Below are 25,744 nucleotides of genomic sequence, written 5' to 3'. Positions count from 1 at the left end.
GAATAGGCAATGCAGATGCAGAAAGCAAGCCCGGATTTGGGATATCACCCTTGATTGCGCAGCCATTCCATAACGGCGGGTCGCACAGACTGCTCTCCGCGGTGCCGCGCGTCGGCGATAATCTTGCGCAATGATTTCAGATCAGCCCGCAACAGAACACTTTTAACTGGCCCGATCGACGCAGGGCGCATCGATAGGGTTCGAATACCCATCGCAGCCAGACATAGCGCCTCGACCGGGCGACCCGCATCCTCACCGCAGAAGGAAAGCGGCGTATTCGATATGTTGCAGCGTTCGACGATCCGTTCGATGAAGCTCAGGAAGCTGACATTCAGCGTGTCATAGCGGCGGCGGACCAATTCATTCTCGCGGTCGGCGGCAAAGAAGAACTGTTTCAGGTCGTTACCACCGATCGAGACGAAATCGACCTCATCAAAGAATTTCTGCGGCGCAAAGGCCAGCGACGGGGTTTCCAACATCGCACCGACCTCAAGTGTTTCCGGCAGGACGTGCCCCAGACGTTTTTCACGCTCGATGGTCTTGTTGACCTCCCATCGAGCCTCACGGAATTCATCGGCCTGAGCCACGAAGGGGAACATGATCGTCAATGGGCGACCATCGGCAGCGCGCAACAAAGCCTGTAACTGCATACGCATAACGCCACGTTTGTCCAATCCCACTCGAATCGCGCGCCAACCCAATGCCGGGTTCGGCTCGGCCACGTGCTTCATGTAGGGCAGAACCTTGTCTGAACCGATATCCAGCGTACGGAACACCACGCGCTTGTCACCAGCTGCATCCAGAACCCGCTGATACTGAGTTACCAGTTCGGAACGCTTTGGCATCTGGTTTCGCACCAAGAACTGCAATTCAGTCCGAAACAGGCCAACGCCCTCAGCACCTGAATTCTCCAGCGAGGGAAGATCGGCCATCAGACCTGCGTTCATCACCAGATTTATCCGCTCGCCATCCCGCGTGACCGTTGGGGTTTCACGGATCGAGGCATAGCGCTCTTGCGCCTTGGCCTGCATCGCGATCTTGTCGCGGAAGGCATTGACCACGGTGTCTTCGGGGCGCAGATGCACCACACCCTGATCACCATCAACCAGAATATGGTCGCCGTTCAGCGCCTCGGTTGTAATGCGGCCCACATGCACGATCAGCGGAATGGCCAGTGCACGCGCAACGATAGTGGCATGGCTACCGACCGAGCCTTCCTCGAGCACAATGCCTTTCAATGACCGGCCATATTCCAACAGATCTCCGGGGCCGATGTTTCGGGCGATCAGGATCGGGTCGGGCGGCAAGTCAGTGCCATTAGCGTTGCCCTGCCCTGTTAGAATACGCAGCAGCCGGTTCGAGAGATCGTCCAGATCGGCCAGCCGTTCGCGCAGATAGGGGTCTGTTACCTGCCCCATTCGGGCGCGGGCCTGGGATTGCTCTTTCTCGACTGCCGCCTCGGCACTGAGGCCCAGACCAATATCTTCCTCCATCCGCCGCATCCATCCTTTGGAGTTGGCGAACATACGGTAGGCTTCCAGAACCTGTAGCTGTTCTTTGTCACCGCCCTGCGAGATTTCCAGCATCTTATCGACGCCGACACGCAATTCATCAACTGCTTCGGTCAGCCGTTCGAGTTCCCGGTGCGGGTCTTCAGCGATGGGGTTGGTCACGACAACACGCGGTTCATGGAGCCAGACATGGCCCTCAGCCGCGCCCTCCTGCGCCGGACCGCCCCGCATTAGAACCGATTGCTGGTGCAGCGGCGATAGGGCCGCACCCTCGCCCACAAAAGCGCCCAGCTCAGCCATTTCGGCCAGAACCATGGCTACCACTTCCAGCGCATACACCTCGTCTGCGGAAAACTCCCGCGCCTCACGGGACTGTACGACCAATACCCCCAGCTTTTCACCAAGTCGCTGGATGGGAACACCCAAGAAAGACGAGAACCGCTCCTCCCCGGTTTCCGGCATATAGCGGAAACCTTTGGCCGACGGAGCATTTGCCGTGTTCACAACCTTGCCGGATTGAGCTACTCGGCCCACCAGCCCCTCGCCCATCCGCATCCGGGTCTTGTGCACCGCTTCCGGTGCCAATCCTTCGGTGGCGCAAAGCTCCAGAGTATCTTCGTCGCGGAACAGATAGATCGAGCAGACCTCGGCCCTGATGCTGTCCGCAATCAGATGCGTGATCCGGTCAAGACGTTCCTGACCGGCGGCCTCGCTCGCCATCTCTTCGCGCAGCCGCCCCAGCAGCTTGCGGGATTCTGTTTCGGTGCCGTCCACCATGGCCCAACCAAATTAGTGTGTCAGGCGAAATCCTTGGCTGAAATGCTCAGGCCGCCTTGTCCAATTCAAACGCATCATGCAGCGCCTGAACAGCAAGTTCCATGTATTTCCTATCAACAAGGACGGAAATTTTAATCTCAGAGGTTGTAATGACCTTGATGTTGATCCCCTCATCCGAGAGCACCTTAAACATTTTGGCCGCAACACCCGACTGCGAGCGCATGCCGATCCCCACGACCGAGACCTTGCAGACATCGTTATCCGCAACCAGTTCGGCGTAGTTCAGCTCACCCGCTTCCTTGATTGCAAGCAACGCTTTTTCCGCGCGGGTCACCTGATCGGTCGGACATGAGAAGGTCATGTCAGTGCGCCCCTCGTCCGAAATGTTCTGGACGATCATGTCCACATTCACGCCTTCATCGCTGAGCGCAGTAAAGATGATCGACGCGATGCCCGGGCGGTCGGCCACGGAAACGACGGTCATCTTGGCCTCGTCGCGGGAATAGGCCACACCGGCCACAACATTGGATTCCATGATATCCTCCTCATCGCAGACCAGCGTACCGGCCTCGTCGGATTGTTCTTCGAAACTTGAGAGCACGCGCAGCTTTACCTTATACCGCATCGCCAGCTCGACCGAACGGGTTTGCAGCACCTTGGCCCCAAGCGAGGCCAGTTCGAGCATTTCTTCGAACGAAATGCGATCCAGCTTGCGCGCTTTTTCGCAAATGCGCGGGTCAGTGGTATAGACGCCATCAACATCAGTATAGATGTCGCAACGTTCTGCATCGAACGCGGCCGCAAAGGCCACGGCAGTGGTGTCCGAACCACCCCGGCCCAACGTTGTGATGCGGCCTTCGGGGCTGATGCCCTGGAAGCCTGCGACAACGGCCACCTTCATGCCTTCGTCGAATTTCTGACCGATGTTATCGGTTGGAATCTCCTCGATCCGGGCCTGGCTGTGTGCGCTGGTGGTCATCAGCGGCACCTGCCAACCTTGCCAACTGCGGGCCGGAATATCCATTTCCTGCAAGGTCAGCGCCATCAAACCAGCGGTCACATTCTCACCCGAGGATACCACTGCGTCATACTCACGCGCATCATACAGCGGAGATGTCTCGTCGACCCAACCCACCAACTCATTTGTCTTTCCGGACATGGCCGAAACGATGACAATAACGTCATAACCCTTGGCCACTTCAACGCCGATACGTTTGGCCGCGCGGCGGATGCGGTCAAGGTTGGCAACCGATGTGCCACCGAATTTCATTACGAGTACGGGCATGGGGGTGGTCTCTCCGCGCCTTGGAATTCAGATCTCGTGCGTCTTATGCGAGGGGGGCCGTAAGGGCAAGTGTTCAAAACCCTCCCAATTGCGTCATGGGGCCGCTTTACTTCCGTAGGTCAGAGTGTCAGCCTTAGGTGACGCATTTTCCAAGAGGTATTCCATGCTCCGCCTTGCAATCGCAGCCATCCTGCTATCCACCCCTGCCATCGCGCAGGTCTCCACTCTGGCCGCGACCGATGGCAAAAACGCTCTGGGCACTGTCCCTTGCGCTACGGGTGGTGCGCCTCTGTCCAGCTGTCACGCTGAACTGCGTCACCACGACGATGGCACCACCACTCTGGCCGTAGGTTTGGGCGGCGGTGAGGTGCGCAGCATCTACTTTTCCGACGGAATCCCCACATCCAGCAGCTCGCCCGCCAAGATCAGCCACGAAACGCGCGGTGATCTGACGGTCATTTTCATAGACCCTGATGAAGTTTACGAAATTCCCACAGCGGCACTGAAGCGTCAGTAGGCGTGGGGAAGACCATCCCAGGTTTCGAAACAACCTGTCGTTTCAAGTGACAACGCATCAAACCGTTCTATCAGGCCCTCGACGGCCTGATCCGTGGTGATTTCGGCCGTGGGTCCGCCCATTTCCGTCAACACCCAGCCGGGGTGATAGATTCCCACCGCAATACCTTCATCGCGCAGATCGGTGGCCAAATTGCGCCCCAGATTCAAAGCCGCAGCCTTTGAGGCACGATAGATATAGCTCCCCCCTGGCGCGCGGGTATGCGACGCCATTTGCGAAGAAAGGATCGCGATCTTGCCTTGCGCAGCGCGCAGATTGGGCAACAAGGCCTGAATAGACAGGAACACACCAGTCACGTTCACGGCAAAACTTTGCGCCCACATGTCAGCGGGATACCCATCGATGTCCTGCTCTTTGTCCAGATAAACTCCGGCGTTACAGATCAGCAGATCGACCGGCTGGTCGCCTAGCTGCACTGCCATATCCGCATGTTGGGCTGGATCGGTGACGTCCAGAACCAGCTCCGCGGTGCCGTCCCGCGCTGTACCAGTCAGAGAATCTCCGCGGGCGCGATAGGCGTCCGCCAATGTCCGGCCAATCCCACGATTGCCCCCCGTAATCACAATATGCACGATTTAGTTTGTCTTTCTGCTTAATTTGTCTTTTTGCGTGGAACAAAAGGCAAAGGCGCAACTGGCACCCCATCATCAATCAGGGCTTTTGCCTCTTCCGGCTTTGCCTCGCCATAGATCGCACGCTCAGGCGCATCGCCTAGGTGAATCTTGCGGGCCTCACGAGCGAAATCCTTACCGACATAGTCCGAATTCTCTTCGACATTACGGCGCAATTCCGCAAAGGCCTTTTCAAAGTCTGGACTCGGCGTGGCTACATCAATTGTTTCTGCTTCCTGCAACTTCGGCTCTACGTGTGTATCGACTTTGCGGTCGGGACGTATACGCGGTGCCATGATTGCCTTTTCAACATCCACACCCCCACATACCGCGCATGTCACCATGCCCGAAGATGCCAGTTTGTCGTAAGCCGCGGCCGACTGAAACCAGCTGTCAAATGTATGACCGTTGCTGCATTTCAATGAATATTGAATCATGGTCCATCCAGATGTCGGTTGCCGATTAGTTCCTAAGGGGCATGGCAAGATCAAGCCCCTTGAAAGGCGTCCCAGTGCCTAGCAGGCTCGAGCTTTCGTAACAATAGTGCCAATTCCGGAGAATTGACCAACTGCGTTGCTTTTTTCGGCGTAACCCACTTTCTCTTCCGTTGCCCGCATTCGGGAAACCGCGACAAAAACGAGGTTACCAGAAGTGGGAACACGTCCACGACGCACAGCACCGAGCCCTCTTTCCGATGCCGCTTTTGGTATAGAAAACGCCCCATGGGCCGTGCGTCGCAATTACCACGAATACCTGCCTCTTCCCAGGCTTCCTGCTGCGCGGTCTCAGAGGGTGTTAAACCATCGATCAGCCATCCTTTCGGGAAAATCCAACGACCCGATTTGCGTGTGGTGACCAACAATACCTCGGATCGCCCGTGTTCAAAGCGATAGCACATTGCAGCCGCTTGCTGACGCACTGGCAGCCGCCGAGCTTTTTTCGAAACATGGGGCGATAGCCGTGCATCATTCATGCAGAGCCGCCTTTCAATTGGAAACCGCGCCTGTTGCTCCGCATTATTTTCGTTTATTTTGCGGAACTTCTGATCATGGATACCATATAATGCGTCTATCTCCAAGCCTGAGCAGAGATATCACATGCGGGCAATCAATTTACGCACCAGCTCATCATGGGGAATATCGGCATCAACCGCTAGACGCCGCAGGCCAAAATGCACGCGAGCAATTTGTTGATAATACCGAGTGTAGACATAGTTCGTACCGCCCCCGGCGATCGCCCCCAAAACGGGCACGGACTGGGCCGCCAGCTTCTGCCCCAGCACGACGGACAAGCGCGGCGCAACTGCAGCAATCAGCCGTTGCATGGCCGGACCTGTCAACGTCAGGCGCACTGAAAAGAAACCCAGATCGGCGCCGTCATCATTGGCCAAAGGACCGGCAGCGGACAAAACCCGCACGCAATCGAATTTCACTCCCTCTTCGGACGGATCGAAACCTTCACGCGCTGCGGCACCCTGTATTGCCCGCAAAAGCATCGCGGTGGTCGCTGGCAACTCCATCAAAGCTGTCGACATACCGCCCAGCCCCCCGGCCGCGCCCATAGCCGTAGCAACGGCTGTGTTCACCCAAGGATGCTGATCTGGAACCGCTCGGCGTGATCCTTCCGCTGCGTGCATTGCAAACCATAGGGCATGCTCCGTCGCGCCCGTCAGGCCCTGCCTGATCGGTTCTGGCAATTGATCCAGTAAGGTTTCCGCGGAACCACCCAGGCTATTGAGCAATTTAACACCCGGACCTCCGGCAGACCGATAATACGCGGCCAATCGGTCCAATTCGGCCTCGGCATCCAGTTTTTCAACAAGGACCACGTCCTGCATAAATACCCTCCTGCCCATAAGACATCGGAATTTATGGCCAGTCTTTCAATAGGTCAGCAGATCCAGCGGGTGACAAGCCCACTCACTCCGTTCCAGACTCCGGGGGACAACTCCAGCCCCAGAACCCGGTCCGGATTTGTCGGAGGCGGCATTTCGACCCCATTCAGACGGGAAAATCCATACCTCTCATAGTAGGGGGCATCGCCCACCAACATGACCCGTTCCCAACCGCGCGCGCGCCCGGCCTCCAGCCCTTTGTGTATCAGATATCCACCCAAGCCTTCACCCTGATGGGTGGGGTGTACGGCCACAGGGCCCAGCAACAGCGCATCGTGGTTCCCCACTTGCACGGGCCAAAACCGGATCGCACCGGCCAGAATGCCCTGCCCGTCACGCGCGACCAGAGAAAGGCCTTCAACAGGCGGCACATCATCACGCAAACGATAAGAGGACAGCGCCTCGCGCCCGGGCGCAAAGCACAGATCATAGAGGGCTTCGACCTCCCACCAATCATCCGGCTCTTCCGGCCTGATCCCGAACTGCTGCACTCCGTCCCTCATTTCCTTACTGGCATTCGCCCTAGCACTTCGATACGCCTTGGGCAAACGCTTGGAGATGTGAATGTTCTATCGCCCCGAAGACGGCCACGGCCTGCCGCATAACCCGTTCAATGCCATTATCACCCCGCGTCCAATCGGTTGGATTTCGACCCGCAGTGCAGACGGCATCAATAACCTGGCTCCATATTCATTCTTCAACGGCGTGTCTTATTCACCCCCACAGGTAATGTTTGCATCAACCGGTGCCAAACCGGACCAAAGTGGCACAAAGGACAGCGCTGCCAACGTCGAAGCAACCGGAGTGTTCTGCGTTAACGTTGTGGAATACGCCAGCCGCCACGCTATGAATGCAAGTTCTCAGGGGCTGGAAAGTGGCACGGACGAATTTGCCCATGCCGGCCTAACTCCGGTCGAATGTGAAACCATCCCCTGTGCGCGGATCGACGGCGCCCCTGCCGCACTGGAATGCAAACTGACCAAAATTGTTACTTTACCGGGAGAAGCGAACCGCGTCGTCTTTGGCGAGGTAACAGGCATTCACCTGCGCGACGATTGCCTCCGCGATGGCATTTTTGATGTGACGACATTCCAACCGCTCGCGCGTCTTGGGTACCGAGATTACCTGACTGTGACCGAATTGTTTTCACTCAACCGTCCGGACGACTAGTGACGGATCAGGGGGCGCTGCCCCCGTCGCCCTTTGGGCGCCTCCCCCGGGATATTTTCAGCCAGATGAAGCAATGGATCCTAAATTCATCTGGCCCAAAATATCTCGGAGCGCGAGGCAGAGCCTCGCAAACTGCTTAGTGGCCGCCCAGAATACCGGTGCGGACCGAATAATCCACGGCCAATTCGTAATCCGGGTCATCATCACTGTCGACCATTAGATGCCCCGCCTTGTTCAGCAAGGTGTGGCAATCCCGGCTGAGGTGACGCAGCATGACACGTTTGCCCGCAGCCTCATATTTCGCCGCTATGTTCTCGATGGCCTGAAGGGCGGATTGGTCGACAACACGGCTTTCGGCAAAGTCCACGATCACTGTTTCGGGGTCGTTCGGCACATCGAACAGTTCAACAAATCCTTCAGAAGATCCAAAGAACAGCGGGCCCTGGATTTCATAGACTTTGGCGCCTTTTTCGGTCTCTGACTCGCGTGTAACCGCATGGATACGCTTAGCGTTGTTCCAGGCATACGCCAAAGCCGAGACGATGACACCGACCACAACAGCGACCGCAAGGTCCTCCATCACCGTTACAACCGTCACCAACACGATGACGAAAGCGTCCATCAGCGGCACCTTCCGCATGATCTTGAACGAGTTCCAGGCAAAGGTGCCGATCACCACCATGAACATCACGCCTACCAGAGCGGCCAGCGGGATTTGCTCGATCAGCGGAGACGCAAACAGGATAAAGCCCAGCAGAAACAGCGCCGCCGCGATGCCTGCAATCCGAGTGCGCCCCCCAGATTTCACATTGATCATCGACTGACCGATCATGGCACAGCCGCCCATGCCACCGAAGAAACCGGTGGCCACATTAGCAACGCCCTGCGCGATACATTCTTGCGAGGCCCCACCGCGTTTTCCGGTGATTTCACCAACAAGGTTCAGCGTCAGCAGGGATTCAATCAGGCCAATTGCGGCCAGAATGACTGCGTAAGGCAGAATGATTTCGAAGGTTTCCCAGTTCAGTGGCACCATCGGGATGTGGAACGGCGGCAGGCCCCCCTCGATGGAGGCCAGATCGCCGACGCGCGGCACATCCAGCCCAAATCCAATCACCAATGCTGCGACGACCAGAATACCGGCCAGCGGCGCAGGAATGATGCGCGTGATGCGCGGCATGACCCAGATAACCGCCATCGTCAGAGCAACCAGACCCAGCATAGTGTAAAGCTGCAATCCCGAAAGCCACTCACCACCACCAACGCCGTGGCCAGTGTTTTCCATGGTCCCCGGAACCTTGAACTGGCTCAGTTGTGCAAGGAAAATCACGATGGCCAGGCCATTCACAAATCCCAGCATCACCGGATGCGGCACCAAGCGGATGAACCGCCCCCAATGCATGGCCCCGGCAATCACCTGCAAGATTCCCATCAGAACAACTGTCGCGAACAGGTACTCAACCCCGTGCTCAGCCACCAGCGCCACCATCACCACAGCTAGTGCCCCGGTTGCGCCCGAAATCATGCCCGGACGGCCACCAATCAGCGCGGTGATCAGACCGACCATAAAGGCAGCATAGAGACCGACCAGCGGATGCACTCCAGCCACGAAGGCAAAGGCCACAGCTTCGGGCACCAACGCCAGCGCCACAGTCAGACCGGACAGCAATTCGATCCGCAGGCGAGAAACGGTCAACCCCTCATCCGGAACCCAACGCAGATCGGGTCTGACAATACGATTGGCAAAGCTTGCCAGCATGGCTCGGGGCATGGGACGATCCTGTTGGTATTTTTGTTCGCGCGAAAGGGGTCTTTTAGCGATCATAGCCCGCCTAAGATACCGCGTCAGGTGGGACCCTGATATGCGCCTGGCGCATACCTACCTTGAGAGCCAACACAAACCGTTGAACCCACTTGCCAAATCCACTGCTGCCCAGCAGACATTGCGCAACGGTTTTTCTAACGGAGCGCAACCATGACCCAAACCAAGATTGCCATCATCGGCGGATCAGGCATTTATGACATTGACGGTCTGCAGAATGCGGAATGGGTCAGCGTAGAAACCCCTTGGGGCGAGCCGTCGGACCAAATTTTGACTGGATCTCTGGGCGGCGTGGGCATGGCGTTCCTGCCACGCCACGGACGCGGCCATGTACATTCGCCGACCGAGGTGCCCTATCGTGCCAATATCGACGCATTGAAACGTCTGGGGGTAACGGATGTGATCTCGGTCTCTGCCTGCGGGTCATTCCGTGAACATATGGCACCGGGAGATTTTGTTATTGTCGATCAGTTCATCGACCGAACTTTTGCACGCGAGAAAAGCTTTTTCGGCACCGGTTGTGTTGCTCATGTCAGCGTTGCCCATCCCACATGCCCCCGCTTGTCGGACGCCTGTGAGACCGCAGGCAAGGCCGCAGGCATAACCATGCACCGCGGCGGCACCTATCTGGCGATGGAGGGGCCTCAGTTCTCCTCACTGGCTGAATCCAAAATGTACCGCGAACAATGGGGCTGTGACGTGATTGGGATGACCAACATGCCCGAGGCGAAACTCGCCCGCGAGGCCGAGCTTTGTTATGCCTCGATCGCCATGGTCACCGATTACGACAGCTGGCATCCGGACCACGGAGAGGTCGACGTGACCGCCATCATCGCCACCCTGACCGGTAACGCAGAAAAAGGCCGCGCGATGGTCAAAGGCTTGCCCGACCTGTTGGGGGCCGAGCGTGCTCCTTGTCCTCATGGCTGCGACCGGGCGCTGGAATACGCCATCCTGACGGCGCCCGAAAAGCGCGACCCGGCCCTGCTGGCCAAGCTGGATGCAGTCGCTGGCCGGATTCTTTAATCCGCGCTATTGCGTAAGGGTGTTCTGAACTTCGTCCCACAATCCATGCGACCACAGGTCGTTATGGCCCCCATTTGGGATAACGTGAAGCTGGGCATTGTCTCCAGCCATTTTTGCCAGTGCCTCACCATGGTGCAACGGGACCGTTTCATCTTCGGCCCCGTGGAAGATTAGGATCGGCATCGCGATCTGGTTGATCAGGTCTCGGGTGGCGAACTGGTCTTTCATGAGCGCCGAAACAGGTAGCAACGGATACCGTTCAGCCGCAATATCCACGGTTGCCGTGAACGGAGCCTCAAGAACCAGAAGTTGCGCATCCGGTCGCTGCTCGGCCACGGCCGCAGCAACACCCGTGCCTAGGCTCTGCCCGTGCAGGACAACTTCCGCGCCTTCGGCATCCAGCATATCGAACATCTCCACCCCATCCGAAATCAGCGTGATTTCTGAGGGTTCACCCCCGCTTCCGGGAAATCCCCGATAACTGGGTGCAAGCAGTCCAAAACCGCTGTTGAGGATTTCCCGCAACCGGTCAGCCCGGTCGCCCAGATTGCCGCTTTGACCGTGAAAGAACAGGACCGTAGGGGCGCCTTCAATAGCCGGAGGCGCGGACCATGCGGTCAACATAACCCCGTCGGCCATCGGCAACGAGACGACATCGACATCTGCCATTCCGATCGCTTTTGGATCCGGCAGTTCGCCAGAAGGCTTGTACAGCAGCGTATCCTGCTTTGCGTACATATACCCAACGATGGCCGCATAAAGCACGACAGCAACAAGAACCAAAAGGACCAGCGCCTTGTTTAGCCATTCGAGTTTCGACCGTTGGGGCTGGTCTGAAGACACCTTGTGTTCCAACGAATGTAAGCGCGTCATTATCCCCTCCGGTCCTGCGGGCTTCACCCAGAAGTCGGGAAAGTTCCGCGTATTTTCAAGGCCGAAGTGCACGCCTTAATGCAAACTTAAACTTCCATAGGTTTGGCACTGTCATGGATACCTGGCTTGCTTCCCTCTTTTGCTTGAGGGGCGCTACAGACTTGACCTCAACGCTGCGTCGGGTCTTGGTATGGGCAACACACTGACAGGAAACCACATGCCCATTGACCTTTGGCTGGCCTTCGTGGCCGCTTCGACCGCCCTGCTTCTGATCCCAGGCCCAACCGTACTGCTAGTTCTAAGCTATGCGTTGTCCAAAGGGCGCAGCGTGGCCGTGGCGTCGGCCACTGGGGTTGCGGTGGGGGATCTGTTGGCCATGACGGCGTCTCTGTTGGGACTGGGTGCGCTGGTTCTGGCCTCGGCCACGCTGTTTTCGATTCTGAAATGGATTGGCGCGGCCTATTTGGTATGGCTGGGCATCAAATTGTTGCGCAGTGCGCCTTCGGGCGGGCTGGAAACACCGGACACTTTACGGGAAGTTACCACGCACAGCGTTTTTGGTCACGCTGCAGCCGTCACTGCACTGAACCCTAAATCCATCGCATTCTTCATTGCATTCGTGCCGCAATTCCTGCGCCCCGATGACGCTTTGGGTCCACAATTTTCCATCCTGATCGCAACATTCGTCGGCCTCGCCTGGCTGAACGCCTTGGCCTATGCACTGCTCGCGGACCGCCTGCGACAACTGATTGGACGGTCCGGCGTTATTACTGCAATGACCCGGTTCGGAGGGCTGACCCTGATCGGAATGGGGGTTGCGACCGCCGTGCTGCGCCGCCCGGCCTGAGGATCAATCCTCGGCGTGTTCCTTCATGAAACCACGGATGAAGCGCCGGATTTCCCGCGCGGCTGAGGTATCCAGTTCCTTGCAAAGTTCGACAAATGCGTCGCGCTCGTCCTTGTCCAGACGCAAAACCAACTGACTGTTTTTCTTTGTAGAACCTTTACCATCTTTCTTTGCCACGTTCTTTTCCCCGTCGAACACTTGATTCTTTTAGCAATGCAATGTATATACATGGCATAGAAATTGTAGTTATCGAGCACCTAACAATAAAAAAGGATTATGGCAATGAACCTTCATACTGCTCAGGCATTTCTTTTGCGAGACCAGCGCAACTGGCGCAAACCGCATCTGTCGTGGCTGCCTGCCGCGCTCTATCGGTACAAAAGCCTGCCAAACTCTGTTTCGCAACGTCGCAAGTAAGGCGACGGCAATCTTTCCTTGCATGGCTGACCCCAATGGGCCAAACACGCCCGCGTGTTTTGACGCCAAAGGGGTTGGTCATGTCCAGAAACAAGTCGGTCAAGGATTACATCCGAACTATCGTTGATTTCCCGCACGAAGGGATCATGTTCCGGGACGTCACCACCCTGTTCGCCGATCCGCGCGGGTTCCGTATGGCGATCGACCAGATGCTGCACCCCTATGCGGGAGAACAGATCGACAAGGTCGTCGGCCTTGAGGCCCGCGGTTTCATCCTTGGCGGCGCGATTGCCCACCAACTGAGCGTCGGCTTTGTCCCGATCCGCAAAAAGGGCAAGCTACCGGGAACCACGATCAGCCAAGACTACAAACTAGAATATGGCGAGGCCATCGTTGAGATCCACGATGACGCCATCCAACCGGGCGAGAAAATCCTGGTCGTCGATGACCTGTTGGCCACCGGAGGCACCGCCGCCGCCGGGATCAAGCTGATCGAGCGGCTGGGCGGTGAAATCGTCTCGTGTTCCTTCATCATCGACCTGCCGGAACTGGGCGGTCGCAAGGTGCTGGAAGAGATGGGCATGGACGTACATATTCTGTGCGAATTCGAAGGGCTTTAAGCACCCTGTGTTCACAAAATCGTGAGTGGATATTCAAAGCCAAGCGGGCTTAGCGCGGCACGACGCAATATCAACCCAATCCCATAGGCACATTCAGTGATCTTATCGCGAGGGTCACCCGTATCCGTGTTGATGCCGCTTGAGGCATTTCAACAAGGGATTTGTATCATGTTTCGCAAACTTGCTTACGCCGGCGTGGCCAGCCTGTTCGTCGGCACGTCCGCTTTCGCTGATGGGCATTCGAAGGACATCGTCGATACCGCCGTCGGTGCCGGCAGCTTTGAAACCCTGGTCGCCGCCGTTCAGGCCGCTGATCTGGTGGACACGCTGAAGGGTGAAGGCCCGTTCACTGTGTTCGCCCCCACGGATGAGGCTTTTGCCGTCCTGCCAGAAGGCACTGTAGAAACACTCCTCTTGCCCGAGAACAAGGACCAACTGGTCGCGGTCCTGACCTATCATGTGGTGTCAGGCAAAGTGATGTCGGGTGATCTGTCCGACGACATGACTGCAGCCACAGTTCAAGGTGGAGACATCACCATTGATCTGGACAATGGAGTGATGGTGAATGACGCCAAAGTGGTTCAGGCCGATATCGAGACCTCGAACGGCGTGATCCACGTCATCGACAAGGTTATCCTGCCGGGCTCGTAATCGCCCCAACGCGGCCCGACACATCCAAGGGCCGCGTCTTTACCTCAAAACCGCGCCCGGGTTCATGATCCCCAAAGGGTCCAGCGCAGTTTTGATGGCGCGCATCGCCGCCAGCTTTGTCGCGTCCCCGTATCTCTCAAGGTCACCGGATTTAAGGCGACCAACCCCGTGCTCGGCACTGACAGACCCGTCAAACGCGTGGACTAGGTCATGCACGGCGTGTTTCACAGCCTGCCTTTGCCCATCGAAATCGGACCGGTTACGACCCAGCGGCGGGAACACATTGTAGTGCAGATTGCCGTCCCCCAGATGTCCAAAGCAGTTTATGCGGAACGGGCCAAGCGCCGACACCACCTTGGCGCCACGAACAATAAACTCGGGAATCCGCGAGATCGGAATCGAGATATCGTGGCTCGACACCGACCCGATCAGACGGTTCGCCTCCGGGATGCGTTCACGAACGGCCCAGAGGTCCATGCGCTGCGCCTTGCTCTGCGCGATGACCGCATCGCCAACAAGGCCAGCCTCCTCCGCCGCGGCGTAAAGCGCTTCCAGCGCCTCTGACGGTGATTGCCCGGCAAACAAACCCAACTCGATCAGCACGCACCATTCGGGTTGCGTTGCAAAGGGCTGCCGCACTTCAGGCAGCACCTCGGTCAGGAATTGCAGCCCTTGCCGGTGGATCAGTTCAAATGTAGAGATTCCATCCCCCAACTGATCCCGCGCCAGTGCCAGCAACTCGATGGCCGCCTCGGGCGAGGCAACCTGCACCATAGCAGTCCCCACCGCTTCGGGTCGCGGAAACAGATGCAGCGAGGCCGCCGTGATGACCCCCAACGTGCCCTCGGAGCCGACCAGCAGGTCACGCAAATCATACCCAGTGTTGTCCTTGCGCAGCCGGCTGAGCCCATGCCAGATATCGCCGTTCGGCAAAACCGCCTCTAGCCCCAGACACAGATCGCGTGCATTGCCATATCGCAGCACATTCACCCCGCCTGCATTGGTGGCAAGGTTGCCACCGATCCGGCACGACCCCTGCGCCGCCAACGCCAGCGGGAACAGCCGGTTGGCCCCCTCAGCAGCGGCCTGCACATCGGACAGAATTGCGCCAGCTTCGGCAATCAGAATGTTCTCGGTCGGGTAGACCGCACGGATCGCCGTCATCCGCTCCAGCGAGATCAACAGCGGCGCAGGGCCATCGGGCATGACCTGCCCGCCCACCAACCCAGTGCCACCACCATAGGGCACTACTGGCACCCGCGCGGTTGACGCCAGCCGCACAAGCGCCGACACATCCTCAACTGTCCGCGGCATGGCGAGCAGCCCTGCGCGCCCGACAATCCGGCGGCGCGGTTCTTCCAGATATCGCTCGGAGACGGGGCGCAGGATATCGTCGCCCAATTCAGAGCGGATCAGTTTGGCAAGGGTATCGTCGGCAGGATTCAGTGTCATACCTATTCCTTGCCCATGCGGCACTACCGCCACAAGCCCTATTCCAATTCAATCAGATAGCGCGGCTCAAGCACCACGACCGTGGGCCGGTCCGGCAGCGTCTTCAGCGATACGGTCAATTCCGAAACACCGTCTCTTTCGACCGGAAAGTCATTGCGGATATCGACCAGAAACCGATCCAGCGAAAAGCCGGAAAACCAGTGCATCGGGATGATCACCGAGCTTTTCAACCGCTTCAGAACCGAGATCATGTCGGGCAGCGGCATGGTCGTGCCCCCATCCACCGCAGCCATCACCACATCCAACCGCCCCAAAGCTGCGAACTGTTCGTCTGACGGCACATGGTGCAAGTGGCCGAGATGACCAATGCATAGCCCTTCGATCTCGAACACAAAGATGGAATTGCCGCGCTCCTCAACCCCGCCGTAGGCGGATCGGATATCGGTCGAGACGTTCCTCACCAGCATCTCTCCTAGATCGAGATGATGTTCGATCCCCTGCCCGAACTCGCCCCAGCCGGGCAGCACATGTGGAATGGCCGGATCGGGATGCGCGGTCCAATGGGTGCTGTGAGCGTGGTTCATGGTGACTACATCGGGGATCAGATCGGCGCTGCCAATGAATCCGGTGAAATCCGTCACTGCGTTCAAGCCGCCGCGCGTTTGGATCAGGAACGAGGCATGGGCGATATAACTGATCCGCACCGAGTAGTCCGGGATCGGGTCTTGCCAGGCGGCCTTGTAAACATACTCGATACCAGGCGCAGCATCCGCGATGGCGATACAATGGCTCGGCCGTCGCTCCTGCGCTGCGGCCCCACCCGAGATTACCATCAATGCCGCAACAATCCAGCGCATGTCGGAAGTGTAGCGCAGAACACCCCCAAGTCATGCCCTTTGTTCATCTGGCAATAAATATCCCGCGGGAGTCGTGGCCTGCCGTGGCAGCTGCAGAGCCCCCTACCCCGCGTCTGTCTTGCCTCGTCGATCCGAACGTAGACTGGCGTACAAAACATGTGTCCGCCAACGCCCGTTGATCTGCAGATAAGACTGCGCCACACCCTCGTATTTGAAACCCGAGCTTTCCAGCAACCCTCGCGAGGGGGTGTTTTCTGGCAAACAGGCTGCCTCGATCCGGCTCAGGTCCAAACGGGTGAATGCGTAATGAACCACCGCACCTATGGCTTCGCGCATATAACCATTGCGCGCAAAGGCCTGACCAGTCCAATACCCCAGCGTACCCGCCTGCGCCGGGCCGCGGCGGATGTTATCCAGCGTGATCGCCCCAACCAAAAGATCATCTGAGCGCCGAAACAGGAACAAGGGGATCGCGGTGCCGCTAGCCACGGACCGCTGCGCCCAGTAGACACGGTTGGTAAAAGATTTTCGGGTCAGGTGATCCTTGGCCCAGACCGGCTCCCACGGGGTCAGGTATTCCTTGGAAGCACGTCGCAGTGCTGTCCAGTCGTTGAAGTCAGAATGCACCGGCGGGCGCAGGCTGAGGCGCTCGGTTTCGAGTTTCAGCTTGCGTCGGCCCAAAAGCATCACGCGGCGCGCCTCTCCTGCAAATCTGCCAATGATGGCGCCCCTGAAACCGGTCCATATAGTGCCAGCGCTGCCGGGGCCCGAACCGCCATATTTTCGGCGAATGCGCGCACGTCTTCGGTGCTGACCGCATCAATCTTGGCAACCGTATCCTCAAGAGACGGCACTCGCCCCCAAATCTGCACCAGCCGCGCCAGACGTTCCGCCCGGTTCGACGGGCTCTCAAGCCCCATAAGCATCCCCGCTTTCATCTGCGCACGGGCACGCGCGACCTCCTCCGGGCTCATGTCCTCGGCGGCGCGCTTCATCTCGTCGATGGTGATCGTTGCCAATTCACCCACTTGATCAGCCGAGGTGCCTGCGTAGATCGTCGTCGTGCCCGTATCCGCATAAGCCCCGGTTTGCGCAAAGATAGTGTAGCAAAGCCCACGCGTCTCACGAACTTCCTGGAACAGTCGCGAAGACATCCCGCCGCCCAGAGCGGTCGAGTAAATCTGCGCCGTATAGATCGCATCGTCACGATAGCCGGGGCTTTCCAGCGCCAGTGCGAAATGAGCCTGTTCTAAGTCTTTTTCCTGCCGCGCCTCACCTCCGGTGAAACGGGCGGGTTCGGCAATCAGACCCTTGCGCGGTTGCAGGTGGCCAAACATCTCTTCGGCCATAGCCATCAACTGGTCGTGGTCTACGGCGCCAGCTGCGGACAGGATCATCTGCTCGGGTCCGTAGTGCTCTGCCACGAAGCCCGACAGATCCTTGCGCGAGAACGCGCTGACCCGCTCGGACGGTCCAAGGATTGTCCGGCCCAAAGGCTGGTCGTGATAGCTCTGCTCCTGCAACCAGTCAAAGATCACATCGTCGGGCGTATCATAGGCCTGACCGATTTCCTGCAGGATCACGCCACGCTCAACTTCGATTTCGCGCGGATCAAACACCGGGTTCAGGACGATGTCCCCGATCACATCCATCGCCAGCGCCACGTCGTCTTTCAAGACGCGTGCATAATAGGCCGTCACCTCGCGCGAGGTGTAGGCATTGATATAGCCGCCTACGTCCTCAATCGCTTCGGCGATTTGCAGGGCGGAACGGCGTTCGGTCCCCTTGAACGCCATATGCTCAAGGAAATGTGCGATGCCGTTCTGCTCGATCCGCTCATGCCGCCCGCCGGCGGTTACCCAGATGCCGATGGCCGCAGATTGCAGCCCCGGCATATGTTCACTGACGATACGAAATCCGTTCTTCAGTTGGTCTTGTCTGACAGTCACTCAGCAATATGCCTTTTGATATGATCCTCGATGGCGCCCAGATCATTGGCGATGCGGGTCACCCGTTCCGGACGTTCATACAGATCAGACATGCGGGATGGAAGAGGCGGATGCACGTCGCTTGCCTTCTCGACCGCCGCCGGGAATTTCGCCGGGTGTGCTGTGGCCAGCGTGACCATCGGTACGTCGGCGGCGCGGTGCTCGTCCGCGACATTGATGCCGACAGCGGTGTGGGGGCAAACCAGCTCAGCGCTGTGGACCAGCGTGGATTTGATAGTGGCAAGCGTTTCGTCTTCAGACACACGGCCCGAGTCAAAATTCTCGCGCAGCGCCTCCATTGCCCCTTGGCTGACGTTGAAGCCGCCGGTTTTGAGTTCATCCATCAACTGCGCGACTGCTGCGCCATCCTCGCCATAGGCATAGTACAGCGCGCGTTCAAAGTTCGAGCTGACCTGAATATCCATCGACGGGCTGATCGAAGGGATGGTGTCGCCCTTGAAATACCCCTCGCCCGAGAGGCAACGATGCAGGATGTCGTTCTGGTTCGTTGCTACGACCAAACGGTCAATGGGCAGCCCCATACGCTTGGCGATATAGCCTGCGAAGATGTCACCGAAGTTGCCGGTGGGCACGGTGAAGCTGACTTTGCGGTGCGGCGCTCCCAGGCTGACGGCAGCCGAGAAATAGTACACCACCTGCGCCAGAACACGGGCAAAGTTGATCGAGTTCACACCGGCCAGCTTCACGCCATCGCGGAAGTCGAAATCGTTGAACATGTCTTTCACAGCAGCCTGACAATCATCAAAATCGCCATCCACGGCCAGCGCGTGCACGTTGCTGTCGGCGGGCGTCGTCATCTGACGGCGCTGGACCTCGGACACACGACCATGGGGAAACAGGATAAACACGTCCACAGCGTCCAGCCCCCGGAAGGCCTCAATCGCGGCCGAACCTGTGTCTCCGCTGGTCGCGCCTACGATGGTCACACGTTCACCGCGTCGCTTTAGGGCAACCTGAAACAACTGGCCAATCAGTTGCATGGCAAAGTCTTTGAACGCCAGCGTTGGACCGTGGAACAGCTCCAGCAGGAAATGGTTCTCATTCAGCTGTTTCAGCGGCGCGCGGGCGTCGTGGCCGAAACCTTCATATGCCCGCGCGATGATCTGTTTGAACTCATCCTCGGCAAACGAGCCGCTAACATAAGGCCACATCACGCGGAATGCGATTTCCTCATAAGGCAAACCAGCCAGCGCCGCGATCTCGTCCTGCGACATCACCGGAATCTCGGCGGGCAGGTACAGGCCGCCGTCACGGGCCAGCCCGGTCAGCATCGCCTCTTCAAATGTCAGTTCGGGCGCTTGCCCGCGGGTCGAGATATATTTCATGTCGCGTCACTCTCAGAATTGGCACGGCTGCGCCACAGGAAGTACCCGGTCATCGCGGCCCAGACCAGAGCCAGACCAAACCAGGTGATTGCATATTGCAGGTGATCGTTTGGAATACCCGCCGTATCTACCGGCAAGGGCGTTATGTTCGGGTCAGTTTGGGAACGGGCGATAAGCAGCACCGGCTCGGCCCCCAAAGCTGCGGCCAGATTGGGCACATCGCGGGCGAACCAGATATTGGCGTCGATATCAGCTTCTGGCGTGTAGCTGTCAATCTCATCAGGCCAGTGCAGATTACCGGTCACCTCCATCGGTCCGGTCAAACGCTCGGTCGATTTGGCCGTTGTCGGAACAAAGCCCCGGTCGACCAGGATAGTTCGATCTCCGGTGTTAAACGACTGGATAATCCGATACCCCGCCCCAACCTGTTTGACCGAAACCAGAACGTGAATTTCTCCCGGCTCCATCTCACCCGAGATCGTGACGGGAAGGTATTTATGCGCGCCTTCCGAAACCTGAGGCGGCAAGGTGACGGGTTCGGCTGAGATACGGGCGTCGATCTCGGCCAACACGTCTTGCTTCCACCCCAACCGCTGCACCTGCCAAATGCCCAGCGACAGCAGCACGCCCAAACCGGCGAGACCGAAGATCAGCAGGAACAGAATACGGCGCATATCAGGGTCGAACCTCGTGGCGGGAACCGGCGTCTTGTTAAGGGGCGTGCGGGCCGAATTGCAACCACACAATTGTATGGGGCGCAATCTTGCGCCCCGAATAGAGAAAAAGCCGCCCCCGAGGGCGGCTTTTACAATTGGATCACCTGAGCGGCGTTACATCAGCGGTGCCTGACCCCAGATGTAGACTGCAAAGAACAGGAACAGCCACACAACGTCAACGAAGTGCCAGTACCAAGCAGCAGCCTCGAACCCGACGTGTTTCTCTGGTGTAAAATCACCGCGCAGCGCTCGGATCAGACAGACGGTCAAGAAGATCGTGCCGATAATCACATGCGCGCCGTGGAAACCGGTTGCCATGAAGAAGTTCGAATAGAACTGATCGCCACCGAATTTCCAACCCTCATGGGCCAGCAGTTCGTAGTACTCAAAGCCCTGCAGCGCGGTGAACGCAATGCCCAGAACGATGCCAATCGCCAGCCCCTGAATCAGCGCTTTGCGGTCATTGTCATGAACCAGAGCGTGGTGGGCCCAAGTGATCGCACAGCCAGACAGAAGCAGAACCAGCGTGTTGATCAGCGGCAGGTGGAACGGGTCAACCGCGTGAATATCCGGTTGGATGTACTCGGTGCCAGCATAGTCGTACATCGGGTACATGCGATGTTTGAAGAACGACCAGAACCAGGCAAAGAAGAACATCACCTCGGACATCACGAACAGGATGAACCCATAGCGCAGACCGATGCGGACGACTGGCGTGTGATCGCCCGCGCGGCTTTCCGCCACCACTTCGGACCACCAGGCGAACATGGTGTACAGAACGGCCACCAGACCAGCCCAGAACATGAACGGCGTGATACCGTGCATCCAAAGGACTGCTCCGAACAACATCACAAAGCCACCGATCGCGCCGATCAGCGGCCAGATCGACGGGGCCAGAATGTGATAATCATGGTTTTTTGCGTGTGCCATCAGCGTCCCTCACCTACAGGCGTTAGTTCGTGTTTGTATCTGCCTGCGTTTCAAGGGCGGCGTAGCCCTCGGGCAGGTCAATTTCGTAGAATGTATACGACAGAGTGATCGTATGAACATACTTTGCTTCCAGATCGTCGACCATTTCCGGGTCGACAAAGAAAGTTACCGGCATCTGAACCCGTTCGCCGGGCTGAAGCACCTGCTCTTCAAAGCAGAAACAGGCGATTTTCTGGAAATATCCGCCAGCCGAATAAGGCGCGACGTTGTAAGATGCCTGCCCCGCAATTGGTCGATCGGTCGGGTTGTAAGCTTCATAGAAAGCCAACCCGGTCTCACCAATACGAACCTCCATCTCGCGCTCGACCGGCTTGAATTCCCAAGCCATGTCCTTGGCCTTTGACGCGTCAAAGCGGACTGTCACCTTTTGGTCAAGGATGTCCTCGGGTGCCACTTCGGCCACGCCCGTGGTACCGCCAAAACCAGTGACCCGGCAGAACCAGTCGTAGAACGGCACCGCCGCCCATGCCAAGCTGCCCATCAGGACAACCACGCCAACCGTCTGTGCCACTGTTTTCTGCGGACCGGACAATGCCATCAGTTCTGCACCTCCTGCGTCGGCAGACCCAGGCTAGTGCCCGAAACCTTGACGATGGTCAGACCAAAGATGATGACGATGAAAGCTGCCAGCGTCAGGCCAACCCCCAGGTTGCGACTGAACCGGCGTTGGTGCAATTCATGGCTTTTGCGCAGGCTCATGACCAACCTCCCAGCCCATAGGGTTTCAGCAGCGCCTCGGCCAAAATCGCGCCGAAGTGTAGGAACAGATAGAGCAGCGAGAGCTTGAAGAAAGAGCGCTCGACCTTGAAATTATCCGCTTCCGAGTCGTCCTCGGTCCGGCGTGAAATCTGCCAAGCGCCACGCAGGAACAGAGCGTTCATCACCACGGCAACTGTCAGATAGATCGGTCCACCAATACCCGAAAACGCAGTGCCAACTGCCAGCAGTGCCAGCAATCCGGTATAAAACAGTATATGCCAGCGGGTCGCGCGACGACCGTGAGTCACTGTCAGCATTGGCACACCCGCATCGTCGTAGTCCGAGCGCATGAAAAGCGCCAGCGCCCAGAAGTGCGGCGGGGTCCACATGAAGGTCAGGGCGAACATCAGCCACGGCTCAAGCGTCATCGAGCCTGTGGCTGCCACCCAACCGATCACCGGCGGGAAAGCTCCTGCTGCACCGCCAATCACGATGTTCTGCGGCGTCGAACGCTTCAGCCACATCGTGTAGACAACAACGTAGAAAAAGATGGTAAAGCCCAGAAAGGCACCTGCGAACCAGTTGGTCGCCAACCCCAGCATGATCACCGACAGGCCGGACAGGGCTAGGCCGATGGCCATGGCTTCACCCTCTTCGACCTTACCGGACGGGATCGGACGCCCTTTGGTGCGCTTCATCACCTTGTCGATATCCGCGTCCCACCACATGTTCAGAGCACCCGACGCTCCGCCACCAATGGCAATGAACAGAATGGCGCAAAAGCCGACAAAGGGATGAACGGGGACCGGCGCGGCCAGCAGACCGACCAGAGCAGTAAAAACGACCAGCGACATCACCCGCGGCTTCAGCAGGGCGAAGTAGTCGCCAAAGCTGGCCTCGTCCGCGCGGGTCTGCGCGGTTACGGTGCTGGCATTGAAGCTTGCGTCGCTCATTTCGGGTCCTTCTGGGGCGAAAACTGCGCGATTACCGCACAGCCTGCATCATGTTTCTGATCGGCCAAAGCCCGGATCAGTTCGAGGCAACCTGATAGGCCGCGGGCAGACCTGCGTATTCGTCGATCGCGCCCTGCAGCCATTCCTCATATGCCTCTTCGCTGACCACTTTGACGGTGATCGGCATGTAAGCATGGTCCTTACCGCACAGTTCCGAACACTGACCGAAGTAGATGCCTTCCTTGTCGGCCTGGAACCACAGCTCGGCCAGACGTCCAGGCACACCATCCTGTTTCACACCAAAGGACGGAATGGTCCACGAGTGGATCACGTCCGAAGCGGTAACCTGCATGACGATAACCTTGCCGACGGGCACGACAACAGCAGTGTCGGTCGCCAGCAGCCACTCGTCTTCGCCGTAACCGGCATCGACCAGCTTGGCGCGCATCGCGTCATCCAGAACGAACGGCGTTACGTCCGCGTCCGCTGGGCGGGCACCCTCGTCCAAGGTCGCTGGGTGACCCAGCAGGTAGCTGTCGAACGCAAAATCATGATCGACATATTCGTAGGTCCAGTACCACTGGTTGCCGACTACCTTGATGACCACGTCACCTTCGGGAATTTCCTGCTGTTTGAACAGAACTGGCAGCGAGAAGGCACCGATAAAGACCAGAATCAGGATCGGACCCAAGGTCCATGCAATCTCAACTGGGGTGTAGTGCGAGAATCGCGCAGGGGTTGGGTTCACACGCTGGTTGTAACGGACGATGCAGTAAACCAGCAGCGCCGCGACGAACAGGCAGATTACGGTAATGATCACCAGAATCATTCCGTCCAGCCGGTGAATCCCGTCGGCCAGACTGGTGGCTGCGGGCTGGAATCCCATACCGCCGTCAACCGGTTTACCGATAATCTCAAGCTCCTGAGCCATAGCGGGAAGGCTGGAGAGGGCTGTTGCAAGCCCCGAAAGCATCAAAGCATTCTTCATATTCTGTCCTGATCGTTTGATCTTTGCGTCCCTGGCGAAAAGGTGTGAATCAGTCGCACCTCTCCCGTTGTCTTTGGCCGCGTTAAAAACCATATTCCGGCGGGTAGATAAAGCAAAATGCTTGCGTCAAACAGACGCTATTTTTGATCTGGATCAAACTCGAAAGGTCCCAAGTGATGCCCAACGACCCGTTTCGCCCATTTGAAAGCGCTCTTCCGCAGGACGAAGCGCTTGAGGTTTTGCAGTCTGCCACCGCTGGGGCCGAAGACGGAGAACTGTTCGTCGAGCGCCGGAAATCCGAGTCTCTGGTCTTTGACGATGGGCGTTTGAAGACTGCGTCCTATGACGCATCCGAGGGGTTTGGCCTGCGCGCTGTACAAGGAGAAGTCGCCGGATACGCTCATTCCACCGATGTCTCGATTCACGCTTTAAAACGGGCAGCCGAAACCGCCAGGCTAGCCGTAGGTGATGGCGGCGGCACGTTGGCCGAGGCGCCCCGCGCCACCAACACGCGGCTATATACGGACGAAGACCCGATCGAATCCGCCAGTTTCCCGGTGAAAATCGAAACTCTACGCGAGATCGACGCCTTCGCTCGCGATTTGGACCCGCGTGTTGTGCAGGTCAGCGCCACCATTGCAGCCGCCGTGCAAGAGGTCGAGATTTTGCGCCCTGATGGCGTTCACGTACGTGATGTCCGGCCTATGACACGCCTGAACATCTCGGTCATCGTGGAACACAACGGCCGTCGCGAAAGCGGCTCGGCCGGAGGTGGTGGCCGCGTGGGGCTGGATGGGCTGATCGACCCTGCCGACTGGCAGGACAAAGCGCGCGAGGCGCTGCGGATTGCGCTGGTCAATCTGGACGCCATCCCTGCACCTGCTGGGGTTATGGAAGTCGCGCTCGGCCCAGGTTGGCCCGGCATCTTGCTGCACGAAGCCATCGGGCACGGGCTGGAAGGTGATTTCAACCGCAAGGGCAGCTCGGCCTTTGCTGGCCTTATGGGGCAGCAGATCGCCTCGAAAGGCGTGACAGTTGTGGATGACGGCACGATTGCCGACCGTCGCGGTTCGATAACCGTGGATGATGAAGGCACACCCAGCTCACGGACGGCGCTGATTGAGGACGGTATCCTGACCGGATATATGCAGGATCGCCAGAATGCGCGCCTGATGGGTGTTGCCCCCACCGGCAACGGAAGGCGGCAGAGTTATGCCCACAAACCGATGCCACGCATGACCAACACGGTGATGCTGGGCGGAGACGCCGACCCGGCTTCGCTTGTGGCGGATATCAAAGACGGTATCTGGGCCGTCGGCTTTGGCGGCGGACAGGTGGACATCACCAATGGCAAGTTCGTGTTTTCATGCACCGAAGCCTACCGCGTCGAAAACGGCAAAATCGGCGCTCCGGTCAAAGGGGCGACTCTGATCGGGGATGGGCCGTCCGCGCTGAACCGCATTCGAGGGCTCGGCAACGACATGGCGCTTGATCCGGGCATGGGGACGTGCGGCAAAGATGGCCAGTGGGTGCCAGTGGGCGTGGGTCAGCCGACAGTTCTGATGGACGGTCTGACCGTTGGTGGATCCGCGACCTGACGCAGAATCATTGATGGACAGGGTTAACCCCCTTCCTTGATGAATAGCATTTGTCAGTAGCCCCTCAAGGTTGCCC

29 protein-coding genes are annotated in these 25,744 nt (G+C 58.1%); 8 read left to right on the top strand and 21 right to left on the bottom strand.

The features are described 5' to 3' along the window. Positions 1 to 44: 44 nt before the first annotated feature. Both ptsP and ACR0D7_RS08850 read right to left on the bottom strand, forming a co-directional pair. Positions 45 to 2,288, bottom strand: a complete 2,244-nt coding sequence (gene ptsP, locus ACR0D7_RS08855) for a phosphoenolpyruvate--protein phosphotransferase (RefSeq protein WP_480678702.1) — start codon at positions 2,286 to 2,288, stop codon at positions 45 to 47. A gap of 46 nt (positions 2,289 to 2,334) precedes the next feature. Beyond that, on the bottom strand, positions 2,335 to 3,573 hold the full coding sequence (locus tag ACR0D7_RS08850; protein WP_480678701.1) for an aspartate kinase: 1,239 nt from the start codon (positions 3,571 to 3,573) through the stop codon (positions 2,335 to 2,337). Positions 3,574 to 3,736: 163 nt separating this feature from the next. Here ACR0D7_RS08850 and ACR0D7_RS08845 point away from each other — a divergent pair, with 163 nt between their 5' ends. Next, on the top strand, positions 3,737 to 4,090 hold the full coding sequence (locus ACR0D7_RS08845; protein WP_480678700.1) for a hypothetical protein: 354 nt from the start codon (positions 3,737 to 3,739) through the stop codon (positions 4,088 to 4,090). Here ACR0D7_RS08845 and ACR0D7_RS08840 read toward each other — a convergent pair. From ACR0D7_RS08840 to ACR0D7_RS08820, 5 genes are all read right to left on the bottom strand, one after another. Beyond that, entirely contained in the window at positions 4,084 to 4,722 is a 639-nt protein-coding gene (locus tag ACR0D7_RS08840; RefSeq protein ID WP_480678699.1) for an SDR family NAD(P)-dependent oxidoreductase, read from the bottom strand. The two genes, ACR0D7_RS08845 and ACR0D7_RS08840, sit on opposite strands and share 7 nt — an antisense overlap. Positions 4,723 to 4,742: 20 nt before the next feature. Further along, positions 4,743 to 5,198, bottom strand: coding sequence for a DUF1178 family protein (locus tag ACR0D7_RS08835; RefSeq protein ID WP_480678698.1), 456 nt, complete (start codon positions 5,196 to 5,198; stop codon positions 4,743 to 4,745). Between the two features lie 50 nt (positions 5,199 to 5,248). Next, a complete protein-coding gene (locus tag ACR0D7_RS08830; protein WP_480678697.1) occupies positions 5,249 to 5,734 on the bottom strand; it encodes an NUDIX hydrolase in 486 nt (161 codons plus the stop codon). 120 nt (positions 5,735 to 5,854) lie between these two features. After that, a complete protein-coding gene (locus tag ACR0D7_RS08825; protein WP_480678696.1) occupies positions 5,855 to 6,598 on the bottom strand; it encodes an EcsC family protein in 744 nt (247 codons plus the stop codon). A 53-nt stretch (positions 6,599 to 6,651) separates the two neighbouring features. Beyond that, positions 6,652 to 7,146, bottom strand: a complete 495-nt coding sequence (locus ACR0D7_RS08820; RefSeq protein ID WP_480678695.1) for a GNAT family N-acetyltransferase — start codon at positions 7,144 to 7,146, stop codon at positions 6,652 to 6,654. A gap of 73 nt (positions 7,147 to 7,219) precedes the next feature. Between ACR0D7_RS08820 and ACR0D7_RS08815 the strand changes: the two genes are divergently transcribed. Further along, positions 7,220 to 7,825, top strand: coding sequence for a flavin reductase family protein (locus ACR0D7_RS08815; RefSeq protein WP_480678694.1), 606 nt, complete (start codon positions 7,220 to 7,222; stop codon positions 7,823 to 7,825). Between the two features lie 136 nt (positions 7,826 to 7,961). On the opposite strand, the gene ACR0D7_RS08810 is transcribed toward ACR0D7_RS08815, so the two are convergent. Continuing rightward, entirely contained in the window at positions 7,962 to 9,596 is a 1,635-nt protein-coding gene (locus ACR0D7_RS08810) for a SulP family inorganic anion transporter (protein ID WP_480678693.1), read from the bottom strand. Positions 9,597 to 9,800: 204 nt separating this feature from the next. On the opposite strand from ACR0D7_RS08810, the gene ACR0D7_RS08805 reads away from it, so the two are divergent. Then, positions 9,801 to 10,673, top strand: coding sequence for an S-methyl-5'-thioadenosine phosphorylase (locus tag ACR0D7_RS08805; RefSeq protein ID WP_480678692.1), 873 nt, complete (start codon positions 9,801 to 9,803; stop codon positions 10,671 to 10,673). Positions 10,674 to 10,679: 6 nt separating this feature from the next. On the opposite strand, the gene ACR0D7_RS08800 is transcribed toward ACR0D7_RS08805, so the two are convergent. Further along, positions 10,680 to 11,546 carry an alpha/beta hydrolase gene (locus ACR0D7_RS08800; RefSeq protein ID WP_480678691.1) on the bottom strand — a complete coding sequence of 289 codons (867 nt, stop codon included), beginning with the start codon at positions 11,544 to 11,546 and terminating at the stop codon, positions 10,680 to 10,682. 217 nt (positions 11,547 to 11,763) lie between these two features. Here ACR0D7_RS08800 and ACR0D7_RS08795 point away from each other — a divergent pair, with 217 nt between their 5' ends. Next, positions 11,764 to 12,393, top strand: coding sequence for a LysE family translocator (locus tag ACR0D7_RS08795; RefSeq protein WP_480678690.1), 630 nt, complete (start codon positions 11,764 to 11,766; stop codon positions 12,391 to 12,393). A 3-nt stretch (positions 12,394 to 12,396) separates the two neighbouring features. Here ACR0D7_RS08795 and ACR0D7_RS08790 read toward each other — a convergent pair whose 3' ends face one another. Continuing rightward, a complete protein-coding gene (locus ACR0D7_RS08790) occupies positions 12,397 to 12,570 on the bottom strand; it encodes a hypothetical protein (RefSeq protein ID WP_170384937.1) in 174 nt (57 codons plus the stop codon). A gap of 105 nt (positions 12,571 to 12,675) precedes the next feature. Here ACR0D7_RS08790 and ACR0D7_RS08785 point away from each other — a divergent pair, with 105 nt between their 5' ends. The 3 genes from ACR0D7_RS08785 (at position 12,676) to ACR0D7_RS08775 (ending at position 14,081) form a co-directional block, all read left to right on the top strand. After that, positions 12,676 to 12,810, top strand: a complete 135-nt coding sequence (locus tag ACR0D7_RS08785; RefSeq protein WP_302477946.1) for a hypothetical protein — start codon at positions 12,676 to 12,678, stop codon at positions 12,808 to 12,810. An 80-nt stretch (positions 12,811 to 12,890) separates the two neighbouring features. Next, complete coding sequence (locus ACR0D7_RS08780; RefSeq protein WP_170326870.1) at positions 12,891 to 13,430, top strand: adenine phosphoribosyltransferase; 540 nt, start codon at positions 12,891 to 12,893, stop codon at positions 13,428 to 13,430. 168 nt (positions 13,431 to 13,598) lie between these two features. Continuing rightward, complete coding sequence (locus ACR0D7_RS08775) at positions 13,599 to 14,081, top strand: fasciclin domain-containing protein (RefSeq protein ID WP_480678689.1); 483 nt, start codon at positions 13,599 to 13,601, stop codon at positions 14,079 to 14,081. Between the two features lie 39 nt (positions 14,082 to 14,120). On the opposite strand, the gene ACR0D7_RS08770 is transcribed toward ACR0D7_RS08775, so the two are convergent. From ACR0D7_RS08770 to coxB, 11 genes are all read right to left on the bottom strand, one after another. Further along, positions 14,121 to 15,533, bottom strand: a complete 1,413-nt coding sequence (locus ACR0D7_RS08770; RefSeq protein ID WP_480678688.1) for an FAD-binding oxidoreductase — start codon at positions 15,531 to 15,533, stop codon at positions 14,121 to 14,123. Positions 15,534 to 15,571: 38 nt separating this feature from the next. Beyond that, a complete protein-coding gene (locus ACR0D7_RS08765; RefSeq protein ID WP_480678687.1) occupies positions 15,572 to 16,390 on the bottom strand; it encodes an MBL fold metallo-hydrolase in 819 nt (272 codons plus the stop codon). Between the two features lie 102 nt (positions 16,391 to 16,492). Further along, a complete protein-coding gene (locus ACR0D7_RS08760) occupies positions 16,493 to 17,077 on the bottom strand; it encodes a GNAT family N-acetyltransferase (RefSeq protein ID WP_170385421.1) in 585 nt (194 codons plus the stop codon). Then, positions 17,077 to 18,339 (bottom strand): M16 family metallopeptidase, encoded by a 1,263-nt coding sequence (locus tag ACR0D7_RS08755; protein WP_480678686.1) that lies wholly within the window; start codon positions 18,337 to 18,339, stop codon positions 17,077 to 17,079. Before ACR0D7_RS08755 ends, ACR0D7_RS08760 begins: the two co-directional genes overlap by 1 nt. Beyond that, positions 18,336 to 19,724 carry a threonine synthase gene (thrC, locus tag ACR0D7_RS08750; RefSeq protein ID WP_480678685.1) on the bottom strand — a complete coding sequence of 463 codons (1,389 nt, stop codon included), beginning with the start codon at positions 19,722 to 19,724 and terminating at the stop codon, positions 18,336 to 18,338. The genes ACR0D7_RS08755 and thrC overlap by 4 nt, the downstream gene beginning before the upstream one ends. Then, positions 19,721 to 20,398, bottom strand: a complete 678-nt coding sequence (locus tag ACR0D7_RS08745) for an SURF1 family protein (protein ID WP_480678684.1) — start codon at positions 20,396 to 20,398, stop codon at positions 19,721 to 19,723. The genes thrC and ACR0D7_RS08745 overlap by 4 nt, the downstream gene beginning before the upstream one ends. Before the next feature lie 156 nt (positions 20,399 to 20,554). Beyond that, positions 20,555 to 21,370 carry a cytochrome c oxidase subunit 3 gene (locus ACR0D7_RS08740; RefSeq protein WP_170384960.1) on the bottom strand — a complete coding sequence of 272 codons (816 nt, stop codon included), beginning with the start codon at positions 21,368 to 21,370 and terminating at the stop codon, positions 20,555 to 20,557. 22 nt (positions 21,371 to 21,392) lie between these two features. Continuing rightward, positions 21,393 to 21,968: a cytochrome c oxidase assembly protein gene (locus tag ACR0D7_RS08735; protein WP_170384963.1), complete on the bottom strand. Its 576-nt coding sequence runs from the start codon at positions 21,966 to 21,968 to the stop codon at positions 21,393 to 21,395. Next, a complete protein-coding gene (locus tag ACR0D7_RS08730) occupies positions 21,968 to 22,129 on the bottom strand; it encodes a hypothetical protein (protein ID WP_169794857.1) in 162 nt (53 codons plus the stop codon). Before ACR0D7_RS08730 ends, ACR0D7_RS08735 begins: the two co-directional genes overlap by 1 nt. Further along, complete coding sequence (gene cyoE, locus ACR0D7_RS08725; protein WP_170384966.1) at positions 22,126 to 23,082, bottom strand: heme o synthase; 957 nt, start codon at positions 23,080 to 23,082, stop codon at positions 22,126 to 22,128. Before cyoE ends, ACR0D7_RS08730 begins: the two co-directional genes overlap by 4 nt. A gap of 76 nt (positions 23,083 to 23,158) precedes the next feature. Next, on the bottom strand, positions 23,159 to 24,070 hold the full coding sequence (coxB, locus tag ACR0D7_RS08720; protein WP_480678683.1) for a cytochrome c oxidase subunit II: 912 nt from the start codon (positions 24,068 to 24,070) through the stop codon (positions 23,159 to 23,161). A 176-nt stretch (positions 24,071 to 24,246) separates the two neighbouring features. Between coxB and tldD the strand changes: the two genes are divergently transcribed. After that, entirely contained in the window at positions 24,247 to 25,668 is a 1,422-nt protein-coding gene (gene tldD / locus ACR0D7_RS08715) for a metalloprotease TldD (RefSeq protein WP_480678682.1), read from the top strand. Positions 25,669 to 25,744: the final 76 nt, after the last annotated feature.

Source organism: Ruegeria sp. BB7 (assembly GCF_056539365.1).
The sequence above is the reverse complement of the archived record's forward strand: the minus strand, read 5'-3'. Positions and strand labels throughout refer to the sequence as shown.